At 66.5% G+C, this 13,042-nt stretch carries 16 protein-coding genes and 1 other RNA gene; 11 read left to right on the forward strand and 6 right to left on the reverse strand.

Going from position 1 to position 13,042, the window contains the following annotated elements; translation table 11 throughout:
• Positions 1-53: 53 nt before the first annotated feature.
• The 4 genes from U1737_RS00860 to U1737_RS00875 all read right to left on the reverse strand — a co-directional run bounded on the left by U1737_RS00860 (position 54) and on the right by U1737_RS00875 (position 4,189).
• Positions 54-1,058 (reverse strand): alpha/beta hydrolase, encoded by a 1,005-nt coding sequence (locus tag U1737_RS00860; RefSeq protein ID WP_332795252.1) that lies wholly within the window; start codon positions 1,056-1,058, stop codon positions 54-56.
• 78 nt (positions 1,059-1,136) lie between these two features.
• Positions 1,137-1,562, reverse strand: a complete 426-nt coding sequence (locus tag U1737_RS00865; RefSeq protein WP_248521106.1) for an MAPEG family protein — start codon at positions 1,560-1,562, stop codon at positions 1,137-1,139.
• 199 nt (positions 1,563-1,761) lie between these two features.
• Positions 1,762-2,817, reverse strand: a complete 1,056-nt coding sequence (locus tag U1737_RS00870; RefSeq protein WP_107955180.1) for a 1,9-bis(guanidino)-5-aza-nonane synthase — start codon at positions 2,815-2,817, stop codon at positions 1,762-1,764.
• 136 nt (positions 2,818-2,953) lie between these two features.
• Positions 2,954-4,189 carry a type III PLP-dependent enzyme gene (locus U1737_RS00875; protein WP_248521104.1) on the reverse strand — a complete coding sequence of 412 codons (1,236 nt, stop codon included), beginning with the start codon at positions 4,187-4,189 and terminating at the stop codon, positions 2,954-2,956.
• 137 nt (positions 4,190-4,326) lie between these two features.
• On the opposite strand from U1737_RS00875, the gene U1737_RS00880 reads away from it, so the two are divergent.
• On the forward strand, positions 4,327-5,289 hold the full coding sequence (locus tag U1737_RS00880) for a threonine ammonia-lyase (RefSeq protein ID WP_332795253.1): 963 nt from the start codon (positions 4,327-4,329) through the stop codon (positions 5,287-5,289).
• On the opposite strand, the gene U1737_RS00885 is transcribed toward U1737_RS00880, so the two are convergent.
• Positions 5,290-5,871: a hypothetical protein gene (locus U1737_RS00885; protein ID WP_332795254.1), complete on the reverse strand. Its 582-nt coding sequence runs from the start codon at positions 5,869-5,871 to the stop codon at positions 5,290-5,292.
• Positions 5,872-5,970: 99 nt separating this feature from the next.
• On the opposite strand from U1737_RS00885, the gene U1737_RS00890 reads away from it, so the two are divergent.
• On the forward strand, positions 5,971-6,150 hold the full coding sequence (locus tag U1737_RS00890) for a hypothetical protein (protein WP_248521101.1): 180 nt from the start codon (positions 5,971-5,973) through the stop codon (positions 6,148-6,150).
• Positions 6,151-6,302: 152 nt separating this feature from the next.
• Here the strand turns inward: U1737_RS00890 and U1737_RS00895 are convergent, their stop codons facing one another.
• A complete protein-coding gene (locus U1737_RS00895) occupies positions 6,303-6,959 on the reverse strand; it encodes an alpha/beta hydrolase (RefSeq protein WP_248521100.1) in 657 nt (218 codons plus the stop codon).
• An 81-nt stretch (positions 6,960-7,040) separates the two neighbouring features.
• On the opposite strand from U1737_RS00895, the gene U1737_RS00900 reads away from it, so the two are divergent.
• The 9 genes from U1737_RS00900 to U1737_RS00940 all read left to right on the forward strand — a co-directional run bounded on the left by U1737_RS00900 (position 7,041) and on the right by U1737_RS00940 (position 12,997).
• Positions 7,041-8,060, forward strand: a complete 1,020-nt coding sequence (locus U1737_RS00900; protein WP_332795255.1) for a cysteine desulfurase family protein — start codon at positions 7,041-7,043, stop codon at positions 8,058-8,060.
• Complete coding sequence (locus U1737_RS00905; protein WP_332795256.1) at positions 8,057-9,142, forward strand: cysteine desulfurase family protein; 1,086 nt, start codon at positions 8,057-8,059, stop codon at positions 9,140-9,142. Before U1737_RS00900 ends, U1737_RS00905 begins: the two co-directional genes overlap by 4 nt.
• Complete coding sequence (locus U1737_RS00910; protein ID WP_248521098.1) at positions 9,139-9,444, forward strand: 2Fe-2S iron-sulfur cluster-binding protein; 306 nt, start codon at positions 9,139-9,141, stop codon at positions 9,442-9,444. The genes U1737_RS00905 and U1737_RS00910 overlap by 4 nt, the downstream gene beginning before the upstream one ends.
• 109 nt (positions 9,445-9,553) lie before the next feature.
• Complete coding sequence (locus U1737_RS00915; RefSeq protein WP_248521097.1) at positions 9,554-9,868, forward strand: hypothetical protein; 315 nt, start codon at positions 9,554-9,556, stop codon at positions 9,866-9,868.
• A 94-nt stretch (positions 9,869-9,962) separates the two neighbouring features.
• Positions 9,963-10,202, forward strand: a complete 240-nt coding sequence (locus tag U1737_RS00920) for a hypothetical protein (protein ID WP_248521096.1) — start codon at positions 9,963-9,965, stop codon at positions 10,200-10,202.
• Positions 10,203-10,258: 56 nt separating this feature from the next.
• Positions 10,259-10,352: signal recognition particle sRNA small type (gene ffs, locus U1737_RS00925), an RNA gene on the forward strand.
• 194 nt (positions 10,353-10,546) lie between these two features.
• The gene (locus tag U1737_RS00930; protein WP_248521095.1) at positions 10,547-12,256 is read left to right on the forward strand and encodes a DNA polymerase III subunit gamma/tau; all 1,710 of its coding nucleotides are present in this window, start codon (positions 10,547-10,549) and stop codon (positions 12,254-12,256) included.
• A complete protein-coding gene (locus tag U1737_RS00935; protein WP_248521093.1) occupies positions 12,253-12,576 on the forward strand; it encodes a YbaB/EbfC family nucleoid-associated protein in 324 nt (107 codons plus the stop codon). The genes U1737_RS00930 and U1737_RS00935 overlap by 4 nt, the downstream gene beginning before the upstream one ends.
• Positions 12,577-12,754: 178 nt before the next feature.
• Positions 12,755-12,997, forward strand: a complete 243-nt coding sequence (locus tag U1737_RS00940; protein WP_248521092.1) for a hypothetical protein — start codon at positions 12,755-12,757, stop codon at positions 12,995-12,997.
• Positions 12,998-13,042 lie beyond the last annotated feature (45 nt).

The following is a 13,042-nucleotide window of genomic DNA, read 5'->3' on the forward strand; positions in this document are numbered from 1 at the left end:
TATCCTATGATAACGCTCGATTGGGTCACTGGCTCCTTCGACCCGCCCCGACACTAATTCGAGACCAGCTCGCCCATCCAGCGATCGAACACCTGCGGCCAGAGCGACCCGGGCGATCGCGGCGACAGGCGAGTCCCGAAGCCGTGGCCGCCATGCTGTAGAAAATGCGCTTCGGCCGGAATGCCCGCGCGGCGCGCTGCGGCGAGGGTGTCGATGCTGTTAGCGACGGGGACGGTGGTGTCGTCTTCGGCGTGCACCAGAAAGAGCGGCGGATCGCCCGCCTTCAACTGCCGGTCGATCGCGTACCGCGCCTGAACCGCGGGCAGCGGGTCGGGGCCGAGCAGGTTGGCGCGCGATCCGCCATGGCTTCGGCCCGGATCCATGTTGGACACCGCGTACATGAGCCCCGCCCAGGCCGGGCGTGCCGAGTGGCGGTCGACGGCGTCGACCGGGCGATAGGTCTTGAAATCGTGCAGCACCGTCAGCGAGCCGGCGAGATGCCCGCCGGCGGAAAAGCCGAGTACGCCGAGCTTCTCCGCCCTGATCCCGTAGGCGCGGGCATTGGCACGGATCAGCCGCATCGCGCGCTGCGCGTCGGCGAGCGGCACGTCGGCTCGGTCTGCCCAGCCTTCGCCTGGCAGGCGGTAGCTCAACACAAACGCGGTGATCCCGAACGCATTCAGCACGCGCGCGACGTCGATGCCTTCGTTACGCAGCGACGTGATCGAATAGCCGCCGCCGGGGACGATCAGCACCGCCCGACCGTCTTGCCGCGCCGGGCGGAACACGCCGACTTCGGGGCGCACCACGCCGCGCATCTGGAAGTCACGATAGCCGTCGGGATAGCGCGGCATGGTCGGACGGGGGACCGGTAGTGGGTTCGGCGCCCCTTGGGGGATATTGGGCCACAAAGCGAACCGCTCGGCGGGCGGCCAGATCGGCAGGTCCGTCGTGCGCGGCTGGCCGGCGGTGACCTGCGCACCGGTCCGCGCGAAGGCGGGGAGCGCCAAGCCGGCGGCAAGCGGTAGGCTGAGGAGCGAGCGGCGGTCGAAGGTCATCGGGCGATACTAGACGATCCGCGCGTGCTCGGGGAGGGGAGCGCGACACGATCGATCATTATTCCGCGGGAATAGCCGTCAGAATACCGCGAGCGCGGCGTGCAGGGTGAGTGCCACGAGCGTCACGCTCGACAGCATGAAGACCACGAACCGGTAGCGGACGCGGTTGCTGGTCGCCTGGATCAGACTGTGGACGATTCGCAGACCGACATACGCCCACGCGATCCAGGCGTTGATCCCGTTGCCCGTGCCGCTCAGCGCCAGCACGGTGCAGACCGCGTAGAACAGCGTCGGCTGCTCCATCAGATGGTTGTAGTTATGGACCTTCCACTGCGCCTGGGGCGGCAGCGAGCGGTCGGCATCGGAGGCCTTGGTGCCGACGAGCGTGCTCATGTCGACGCCTGCCGCCTTCATCGCCGGCAGCCGCGTGGCGAGCATCCAGCCCAGCATGACGAGCGTCCACGCGATCAGCACGACCATCGGTCGCAGGATGTCGCTATGCATGAAAAAGCCTCCCCCGGTTATCCGGGAGGCTGCATCAATTGTCGGGTTAGGGCAACGGTATCTCTAATCCTCCCCCGCCAGGGGGAGGTGGCAGGCACTTGCCTGACGGAGGGGGAGGAGAGGGCAAACTGACGTTATCGCCCCCTCCCCCTCCGTCGCTTCGCGCCACCTCCCCCTAGCGGGGGAGGATTACAAAGTCTCAGTCGAAGCTCGCGCCCCACTTGCGGACCGGACGGTCCTTCCACAGGCCACGATGATACGCGTCAGACGCCAGCAGCGGCATCACCGAGCCGGCTTCCGCGAACACCATCTGCTCGATCCCCGTGTTCACCTTGCCCCACGACGCCGCTTCCTGCAGCGTCGAGGACGAGCACGCACCGTCGCGCACGTCGGCAACGGTGATCTGCACCGCATACTTGTGGACCTGGACGTCGTCATGGCCGAGGATTTCGGCGCAGACGACGGTGTCCTGGATGAAGTTCTTCGGCACGCCGCCACCGATCATCAGCAAGCCCGTGGTACCCGCCTTGATCTTGATCTCGGTGAGCTCGCGGAAGTCGGCGATGGCGTCGAGGACCATGTACGGCTTGCCCGCCTTCACCGCGTCGACCTGGTGCTTGACCAGACCGAAGCCGGCGGACGAGTCGACGAATGCCGGGCAGAAGATCGGCACGTCATGCTCATAGGCGAGCTTGACGAGGCTGTTCTCCTTCTTGCCGTGCTCGACGAGATACTTGCCCATCTCGCGGATGAACTCGCGGCTCGAATAGGCGCGTGGCTCGAGCGTTTCGGCGATCTCGAAGATCGTGTGGTCGACGTGCTGGAGCTCTTCCTCGTCGATATAGGTGTCGTAGATCCGGTCGATCATCAGCGAGCGCAGCACGTCGTCGTGCGGCACTTCGAGCGCCTGATAATGCTTGTGGCCCAGGCCCTCGAAGAAATCCATGTCGACGATCGTCGCGCCGGTCGCGACGATGCCGTCGATCATGTTGTTGCGCAGCAGCTCGGCATACAGGTCCATGCAACCGCCGGCACTCGTCGAGCCTGCGATCACGAGGAAGATCGTGCAGTCCTTGTCGGCCAGCATCTGATTGTAAATGTCGGTCGCACGGCCGAGATCGCGGCTGGTGAACGACATCTTCTTCATCGCATCGACGATCGGCCGCGCGTCGAAGCTGGTGATGTCGATATGCTCGACGGTGGTGGAAAGGAGTTCCGCCTTGCGCTGCGCGTCGATGCGGGTGTCTTCGGTCATGTCTAATCCCTAGCAAACAGCAAATTGCAAACAGCCGTCACCCCAGCGAAAGCTGGGGTCTCCTGGAGGCGCACGATGCGACCGCCCCATGAAGACCCCAGCGTGCGCTGGGGTGACGAACGATAGTGGTCGGTAGTTACAGCTTGACGACGTTCGACGCGAGGTCCTGGAACCGCTCGTCATACAGCGAGACCATCGGCTCGTCGGTGACGATCACCGTCTCGTCCGATCCGAACCCGTTGAACGCGGTCCGCATCGCCGAGCCGTAGGCGCCGAGCATGCCGATCTCGATATAATCGCCGGCCTGCGTGTCCGCGGGCAGCATGAACGGGCCGACCATATAGTCCATGTCGTCGCACGTCGGACCGTAGAAGCTGAACTCCATGTCCTTCGCACGGCTGTCCGGCTCGCGGAGCAGCTCGGTCGGAAAACGCCAGCCGATATGCGCCGCATCGAACAGCGCGCCATACGCGCCGTCGTTGATGTACAGCTCGGTCCCGCGACGCTTTTCGACGCGTACGATGATCGACGAATATTCCGCGCACAGCGCCCGGCCAGGCTCGCACCAAAGCTCGGACGAATAGCTGACGGGCAGCGATTCGAACGCACGATGGATCGTCTCGAAGAAATGCTCGAGCGGCGGGGGCTCCATGCCGGGATAGGACGACGGGAAGCCGCCGCCGACGTCGATGACGTCGACCGTGACCGCCGCCTCGACGATCGCCGCACGGACGCGCTCCATCGCGTTCGAATACGCCTCCGGGGTCATCGCCTGCGAACCGACATGGAAGCAGATGCCGAGCGCGTCCGCTGCCTGGCGCGCCGCGAACAGCAGCTCCTTAGCTTCGTGCGGGGCCGCACCGAACTTCGACGCCAGCGACAGCTTCGAATGCTCCGACGACACGCGCAACCGCACGCAGAGCGTCAGGTCGGTGGCTTCGCGGGTGGCGCGAACGACCTTGTCGAGCTCTTCCAGGCTATCAAGGCTGAAGGTGCGGACGCCGTGCGTGAAATACGCCTCTGCGATTGCTTCCTCGGCTTTCACGGGGTGCATGAAGCACAGCGTAGCCTCGGGAAGCGTCCGTGCGACCAGGCGCACTTCGGCGATCGACGCCACGTCGTAATGCGTGATGCCGTTGTCCCACAGGATCTGCAGGAGTTCGGGAGACGGGTTCGCCTTCACCGCATACATCGAACGACCCGGGAACTTCTCGACGAAGAACCGAGCGGCGCGCGCAGCAGCGTGCGGACGAACGAGCGTTACCGGGTTGACCGGGCGCCCTTTAGCGATGTCGATGCCGCTCCCGATGCAGGAGATGTCGGCGGTCGAATGGGCTTTCGCTAACCCCAGCGCGATATGATGCTTGACCAATTCAAGGGACCTCCAATGTCCTGAGACAAATTACGAAAACACTGCCTTGCGGTTGGAAGTCCCATGGGGCAGCGGAAGGGCGATCTACGGTCGCTTGCCCCCCATGTAAATAGGGTTGGCCGCATAGGAGCCAGTGTGTGACGATTTTGCGACAGCCAACGCGGGCGGGGGTGCGGGACGCCGCGGAAAAGATCGCGCGGATACTTCCGCCGACCCCGCTGTTTTTGAGCGAAATCAAGGGTGTACCGGTCGCGTTCAAGGCTGAATCGTTGCAACCAATCGGCGCGTTCAAGATTCGCGGCGCGTGGCATCGGCTCACCGCATTGGACGACGCCGCGCGAAAAAAAGGCGTCGTCGCGTTTTCGTCGGGCAATCACGCGCAGGGCGTGGCCTGGGCGGCGAAGCGGCTCGGGATGGCGGCGACGATCGTGATGCCGTCGGACGCGCCGCGACTGAAACGCGAATCGACCTTGGCGCTCGGCGCGGAGGTGGTGACCTACGACCGTGCGACCGAAAGTCGCGAGGCGATCGCCGGGCGCCTTGCCGAGGCAAGCGGTGCGACGCTGGTGCCGAGCTTCGACGATCCGTGGATCATCGAGGGGCAGGGGAGCGCGGGAATCGAAGCGGCCGCACAGATGGCGGTGCTGGGATTAGGAGCGCCGACTCGCGTGATCGTGCCGTGCGGCGGTGGCGGTCTCTCGGCCGGCATCGCGCTGGCGTTGAAGGACAGCGCGATCACCGTCGTCGAGCCCGAAGGCTGGGACGACATGCGCCGTTCGCTGGAGGCATCGTGGATCGAACCGGTCGGTCCCAACCCGCCGCCGACCGCCTGCGATTCGCTCCAGACCTTGCGAGTGTCCTCGCTGACGTTCGACGTCCTCTCCCGCCGCGACGCGATCGGGGTCGCGGTCAGCGAACCGGAGATCGCCGCGGCGCAACGCTGGGCGGCGGAGAAACTCCGACTGGTGATCGAACCGGGCGGCGCGGTCGGGCTGGCGGCGGCGCTGGCTGGCAAGGTGGCGCTCGAACCCGGGCTGCTGGTCATCCTGTCCGGCGGGAACGTCGACCTCGCCGCCTATGCAAAGGCGATGGCGGGCTGATTACTCTGGCGGCAGGGTCTTCACCGCCGGCTTCGCGCACGCATAGGCCTGCTGGTAGCTCCGGTTCCAGCACGCGACGAAGCCGTCGAGAATGTTGAGGTTCATCGGCCAAGCATAGGCGCGCGGCTTGCCGTCCGCCCCCACCGGGGCATAGCCGGCCGGACGGGGGAGCGCAGCGAGCTTGGCGCGGGCGGTGTCTAGACCGGCGAGGTCGCGGCGCAGGAACGCGATGCTGCCGTCGACATAGAGGTTCCAGCCGAACCCGGCATCCTGCTCCACCGGTTTGCGCGCGGCTTCAAACAGCGCCACCGCGCGCGCGGTCTGTCCGGCGTTCGCGCGCAACTGGCCTTCATGCCATTGCAACAGCCCGGCAGTGCGCGGGTTGGCGGGATGACCCGCGCGCCATTCGGCGATCAGGTCGGCGGCCTGCGCATCGCAGCCGGCGTTGGCGAGTGTCCGCCAGCCGCCCGTCATGGTCTGGTCGAACGTGCGTTCGTCGAGCGCCATCATCGCGGACTTGTCATATTGGCAGTTGGACGGTGGCGGTGTCTGCGCGGCGATCATCGCGAGAAAGGCCAGCATAATACCTCCGAGCCTCCGATCGAGGTTGCCAAGCTATTGCCCTGCGGCACGCGAAGTCAACGCGCTTCAATCCCAGGCCAGGGTGGCGTATCGGACGGCATGAACGCCGCCCTCACCAGCATCGCCGCCGCAGCTCCCGCCATCGCCATGCTGGCAATGTTCGCCTGCCTGATCGGTGGGATCGTGCTGATCGTGAAGAAGCAGGACACGAAAAAGGGCGTGCTGATGCTGATCATGGCCGCGGTGTTGCTGGCCAACGTAGCGATCTGGACGCTCTGACTTAAGTCCCTCTCCACTTTGGGGGGAGAGGGAGGGGCCCGCCGTTCTTGCGGTGGGAGGGTGAGGGGAGTTGACACGCGCCAGCCTATCCCAACTCCCCCTCATCCGACGCTGGCGCGCCACCTTCTCCCCGAGGGGAGAAGGGAGGTTCTTCACCGGATCGGCGAGTTCGGGTCGAGGCGCATGTCGAGATACTTGTCCACGCTTCCCATCAGGTCCGGCATCTCGTGCTCGAAGAAGTGGTTCGCCTTCGGGATCGTGTCGTGATGGATCGTGATGTGCTTCTGCGTCCGCAGCTTGTCCACCAGCTTCTGCGTAGCACCTGGCGTCGCGACCTCATCGGCCTCGCCCTGGATGATGATCCCGCTCGACGGACAAGGCGCAAGGAACGTGAAGTCGTACAGGTTCGCCGGCGGCGCGACCGAGATGAACCCGCGGATCTCGGGCCGGCGCATCAGCAGCTGCATGCCGATCCACGCACCGAAGCTCACGCCCGCGATCCAGGTCGTCTGCGCCTCGGGATGGAAGCTCTGCACCCAGTCGAGCGCGCTCGCCGCATCCGACAGCTCGCCAACGCCATTGTCGAACACGCCCTGGCTTTTCCCCACACCGCGGAAATTGAACCGCAGCGTCGCGAACCCGCGCCGCTGGAACGTCTTGTAGAGCTGCTGGACGATCGCGTTGTTCATCGTGCCACCGGCCGACGGATGCGGGTGCAGGATCATCGCGACCGGCGCACGCGGACGCGGAGCCGGCGCAAAACGACCTTCGAGACGGCCTTCGGGACCGGGGAAAATGACTTCTGGCATGGGCACTCGCGAGCTGGGATACGCACTCGGGTGGAGTGCCTGATTATGCGCGCTATATAGCGTTCGAGCCCCTTTTCGCAATTGGAACCGGTCCTGTCCCGCATCTACCTCGATCACGCCGCCACCACGCCGATGCGCCCCGAGGCGATGGCGGCGGTGACGGAAGGCATGGCGCGCTGGGCGAACCCGTCCTCGCCGCATGCCGAGGGCCGCGGGGCGCGGGCTGCGCTGGAGGATGCGCGGACGCGTATCGCCAAGGCGCTGGACTGGCCGCACCACGTGATCCTGACGAGCGGCGCCAGCGAGTCCGCGGCGCTCGCGTTGCGGGGGCGGCCGGGCATCGGCGTAGCGGCGGTGGAGCATGACGCTATTCTCAGAGCCGCGGAACAGCCGGTCATGGTCGACGTCGATGCGGGCGGCATCGTGATGAACCGGGAGGGCTCAGGGTCGATCGCGCTCCAGTCCGCCAACAGCGAAACCGGCGTTCTGCAAGGCTCCGCCACCGGCTTCCGCATCGCCGACTGCGCGCAGACCGCCGGCAAGCTCCCGCTCCCCGACGCTGACCTTCTCATCGTCTCCGCGCACAAGCTCGGCGGCCCCCCCGGCATAGGCGCGCTGCTGGTCCGCGACCTCGGCCTGCTCGACCCGACCGGCGGACAGGAACGCGGCTATCGCGGCGGCACCGAGAACCTCCCCGGCGCACTCGGTTTCGCCGCGGCGCTGGAGGCTCCGCGAGACTGGTTCGCCGACATGGCCGATCTCCGCGCCACCCTCGACGCCGCGATCCTCGCAGGCGGCGGCGAGATAGTCGCGCACCACGCCCTGCGCATCCCCACGATAGCCTCCTACCGCATGCCCGGCGTAAGCTCCGCCGCGCAGTTGATCCGCCTCGACATGGCCAGGTTCGCCGTCTCCGCGGGCAGCGCGTGTTCGTCGGGCAGCATGCGCCCGAGCCACGTCCTCGCGGCAATGGGCTACACGCCCGAAGCCGCGGCCGAGGTCGTCCGCGTCAGCTTCGGCTGGACCACCACGCCCGACGATGTCGCGAAGTTCGCCGAAGCCTGGACGCGCATCGTCACCGACGTCAGGCGCGCCGCATGACGTACCTCGACTATCAGGCGACGACCCCGCTCGCACCCGAAGCGCTTGCCGCAATGCTCCCCTGGCTCGAATCGCAGCACGCCAACCCGCACTCTCCCCATCGCGAAGGCCGCCGTGCGAAAGCCGCCGTTGAAGTCGCACGCGATCAGGTCGCCGCGTCGCTGCCCTCCGGCGGCCGCGTCGCGTTCACCAGCGGTGCGACCGAGGCGCTCAACTGGGCGATCAAGGGCACGACCGGCCCGATCGTCACGCTCGCAACCGAACACGCCGCCGTCCTCGGCACGGTCGCAGCGGAGGCGGCCGGGGGGCGTCAGGTCACGATTCTCCCGGTCGGGCCCGACGGTATGGTCGATCTCGCCGTAGCCCGCGCTGCGATCCGCCCCGGCACCGGGCTCTTCGCCGCGATGCTCGTCAATAACGAGATCGGCGTCGTCCAGCCGGTTACCGCGCTCGCCGAGATCGCGCACCAAGCCGGCGCACTCATGCTTTGCGACGCGGTTCAGGGTTACGGCCGCATCCCTATCCCCGACACCGTCGACCTCGTCGCCATCTCCGCGCACAAGATCCACGGACCCAAGGGTATCGGCGCGCTTTGGATCCGCGACGGCATCGACCTCGCGCCGCTGATGCACGGCGGCGGACAGGAAGCGCCGGGACGCTCCGGCACACTATCACCCTCACTATGCGCAGGCTTCGGCGTCGCGGCGCAACTCATGGCCGACCGCAAGGATCAGGACGCCGCGCATATCGATCGGCTCTGGTCGCTAGCGGTCGACCGCCTCGGCCCCGGCTGGGCGGTCAATGGCGCCACCGACCAGCGCTATCACGGCAACCTCAGCATCCGCCGCGAAGGCCTCGACGTGAGTCGCCTGATGTCCGACCTCCGCGACATCGCCTTCTCCGCCGGGTCGGCCTGCGCCAGCGGATCGGGCCGCTCCAGCCACGTCCTCCGCGCGATCGGCCTGACCGAGACCCAGGCGCGCGCCAGCATCCGCCTCGGCTTCGGCCGCTACACTACCGGAACAGACCTCCGCGACGCGATCGACACGATTGTCGCCTCAGCCGAGGCACAATGGCCATGATCGTTCGCTTCATCGCCCGTGACGGCACCGTCCGCAGCGTCGCCGCCAACCCCGGCGACCGCCTGCTCGACACCGCACAGGCCGACAACCAGCCGCTCGAGGGTACATGCGAAGGCCAGCTGTCCTGTGCCACCTGTCACGTGATCGTCGATGCCGCCGACTTCGCCCGGCTTCCGCCCCCGACCGAAGACGAGGAGGATATGCTCGACCTCGCGCACAACGCGACGCGGACCAGCCGGCTCGCCTGCCAGATCCGCCTGACCGACGCGCTGGACGGATTGACCGTACGGATTCCGGGGTAGGTCAGCGAAACTTACAGGAAGACAACGGCCGGTTCAGGGAACGTCCACGGCGAGAGGCGGATTATCCCTTCATCGCCCCAATGTACGGGGCATGAGAGGAGTACCGAACATGAAGATCATCGCAATGTTCGCCGCTGGCGCCCTTGCCGCCGGAACCCTGATATCGCCGACCCCGGCCGATGCGCAGCGTCACGGCTGGGATGGCCCGCGCGGCGGCCCCGGCTGGCATGGGCCACGTGGCGGCCATCGTGGCTGGCACGGCGACCGGCGCTGGAACGGGCCTCGCCACGCCTATCGCGGATATAGCGGCGGTTATCGTGGTGGCTACGGCTATCGTGGACCGCGCGGCTATGGCCGATCGCGCGTCGTTTGCCGGATTCAGCGTGGCTATTACGGCCCGGTTCGTCGCTGTTTCCGACGCTAAATTCCGACGTCGATACGGAACCGTAACGATGTTCTTTAGTTGGGTAACATAGGTTGCAGGACTCAACAGAGTTCAGACCCAGTAGGAGATTATCATGAAATTGTTCACCCTCGCTGCCGCCGGTCTCGTCGCACTCACCGGGCTCGCGCCGGTCGGCATCGCTGCCGAAGCCTCGGCGCAGCGCACCGTCGTCCATGAGCGCACCGTCGTGCGCCACAACGGCAACCGCCCCGGCTATCGTCGCCCCGTCGTCCGCACGCGCCAAGTGTGCCGCAACGTCTATCGCAACCATCATCGCCAGCGCGTCTGCCGCACGGTCCGCGTTCGCCGCTGATCCTGATGCGACAAGCTAAGGCTTGATCATCCCGCCCGACCCCGCCATAGGCGCCGCGGGAGTCGGGCGGACGTGGTCGTCGCCAACTTGGTCAGATCCGGAAGGAAGCAGCCACAACGACTAAGCCACGGGTCGTCCCGGCTCCCACCGCGAACGTTTGCAAGCAAACGTAAGCGCGGCCAGCGGTGCAAAGCACCGTCTGACGATGCGGCTTAGCCGCAACGCGCTTCCCATCTAAAAAATGCCGATAGTACCCCGAACCCTGGACCCCCGCGTCCGCGTGGGAACAGAAAGGGTTCGCTAGCCCTTCGACACCGCCCCCCAAACCGCCTATATCGACCGCAATGTCAGATTCATTCGACCTGGGCGAACCCCCGCAGCCGGCCAAGACGCCGGCCCAAACAGGGGACGTCGCCTACCGCGTGCTAGCGCGCAAATACCGTCCGCAGACCTTTTCCGAGCTGATCGGCCAGGACGCGATGGTCCAGACGCTTGGCAACGCGATCAAGCGCGACCGGCTCGCGCACGCATTTCTGATGACCGGCGTCCGCGGCGTGGGGAAGACGTCGACCGCGCGCCTCATCGCCAAGGCGCTCAACTGCATCGGCCCCGACGGCGAGGGTGGCCCGACGATCGACCCTTGCGGCGTCTGCGAGCCGTGCCGTGCGATCGCCGAGGGCCGCCACATCGACGTGATCGAGATGGACGCCGCCAGCCATACCGGCGTCGACGACGTCCGCGAGATCATCGACGCGTCGCGTTATTCGGCGGTGACTGCGCGCTTCAAGATCTACATCATCGACGAAGTCCACATGCTGTCGAAGAACGCGTTCAACGCGCTGTTGAAGACGCTCGAGGAGCCGCCGCCGCATGTGAAATTCCTGTTCGCGACGACCGAAGTGAACAAGGTGCCGGTGACGGTCCTGTCGCGCTGCCAGCGCTTCGACCTCCGCCGGATTTCCGCCGAGCAGCTCTCGAAGCATTTCGCCTGGGTTTCCGAGCAAGAGGGCGTCATCGCCGATCCCGAGGCGCTGATGCTGATCGCGCGCGCTGCGGAAGGCTCCGCACGCGACGGCTTGTCGATCCTCGACCAGGCGATCGCGCATGCCGGGCTCGAAGGCGGTGGCGTGACCGCGGATGCGGTGCGCCAGATGCTCGGGCTGTCAGACCGGGGCGCAGTACGCGATCTGCTCACGCTGATCCTCGCCGGCGACGGGGCAGGGGCGCTCGCGTCGATGCGCCGCCAATATGATTACGGCGTCGATCCGCTGTCGGTGCTCCGCTCGCTGCTAGAAACCGTCCACGGCATCACGCTGACCAAGGTCGGCACGCCGCCCGACGCCGCGCAGCCGATGGAGGAACGCGCGGCGCGCGAGGAATGGGCGGCATCGCTCGGCTATCCCGCGCTGCACCGCCTGTGGCAGCTGTTCCTCAAGGGCCATGACGAGGTCGCCAAGGCCGCACTGCCGATCGAGGCTGCGGAGATGGCGCTGTTGCGCGCGATCTACGCCTCGACACTGCCCGATCCCGGCGACCTCGCGCGTCAGATTGCCAGTGGCGCGGCGCCCTCAGCGACACCGTCGTCACCGCCAATGCCGCCACCTGCGCCTCCGTCCGGCGAAGCGCCGCCCTGGAACGCAGCATCCGCTGCGAAGGCGCCCGAACCGGTGGCGACCGGACCGATCCTGCCGCCGACGTTCGAGGCGCTGGTCGATCTGCTCGACGAATCGGGCGGCCTCGCGATCGCGGCACGGCTCCGCCACGGTGCACGCGTGGTCAGCTATGCGCCGCCCGAATTCACCCTAAGCGGCAGCCGCCCGGTGTCGGCCGACACGCTCGCCGAACTCAACGCGCTGTTGAAGAGCGTGACGCGGACGGCGTGGAAAGTGTCGATCGTCGACGCACCCGGCGCACCAACGCTGCGCGAGGCGCAGGACGCCGGTGACGCCGCGGTGCGCCAAGCTATTCTCGAATCCCCCATCATGAAGGCCGCGGTGGCAGCGTTTCCGGACGCCCAGCTCGAATCGTGGCCCGGTCAAAGGAGCAACGCATGAAGAATATCGATGAAATCCTCGCCATGGCGCAGAACGTCCAGAGCGAGCTCGAAAAGGCACAAGCCAGTCTCGACACGATCGAGGTCGAGGGCGCGTCCGGCGGCGGCCTCGTCAAGGTGAAGGCGTCCGCCAAGGGCCGCATCATCAGCATCGCGATCGACGATTCGCTGATGCAGGTGAACGAGAAGCAGATGCTCGAGGACCTGCTGACGGCGGCGTTCAACGACGCGCGCGCCAAGGCGGACGCGGTTTCGGGCAGCGAAATGTCCAAGATGACCAGCGGCCTGCAACTGCCACCGGGCTTCAAGTTGCCTTTCTGAGTCGTAGTGCGCACGCCGCTCTGGCGGCGAGACGCACAAGACCGGCCGGCGTGACCTCTGCCACGACCGACGCGGGCTTTGCCCGCGGCACCGGCTGACTGGGCGCGGTGGTCGTTTCGGCGCGGGAACAATCGCTCTTCGGTCGGCGTTGCGCTCTTCAGTAATCAGGGAGAGTATCATGGCCGAAGAGCGCATCGTCGAAACGCCGACCACCCACACCACGATCATCGAACGCCGCGGCGGCGGTGGCGGCATGTTGATCGCGATCGTCCTGCTGATCGCAGTATTGATCGGTGGATTTTATCTTTTCAGCCGGTCGGGCGCGCAGAACAGCAAGGACGCCGCGATCACGTCGGCCGCGAAGAGCGTCGGCGGTGCCGCCGAAAAGGCCGGCGATGCGGTCGAAAAATCGACGCAGTAATCGCGAGAAGCGTGTTTTCCCGCGAAGGCGAGGACCCAGCCTGGG

It is taken from the genome of Sphingomonas fucosidasi, assembly GCF_036663855.1.
GTDB classification, from domain to species: Bacteria; Pseudomonadota; Alphaproteobacteria; order Sphingomonadales; family Sphingomonadaceae; genus Sphingomonas; species Sphingomonas faeni_B.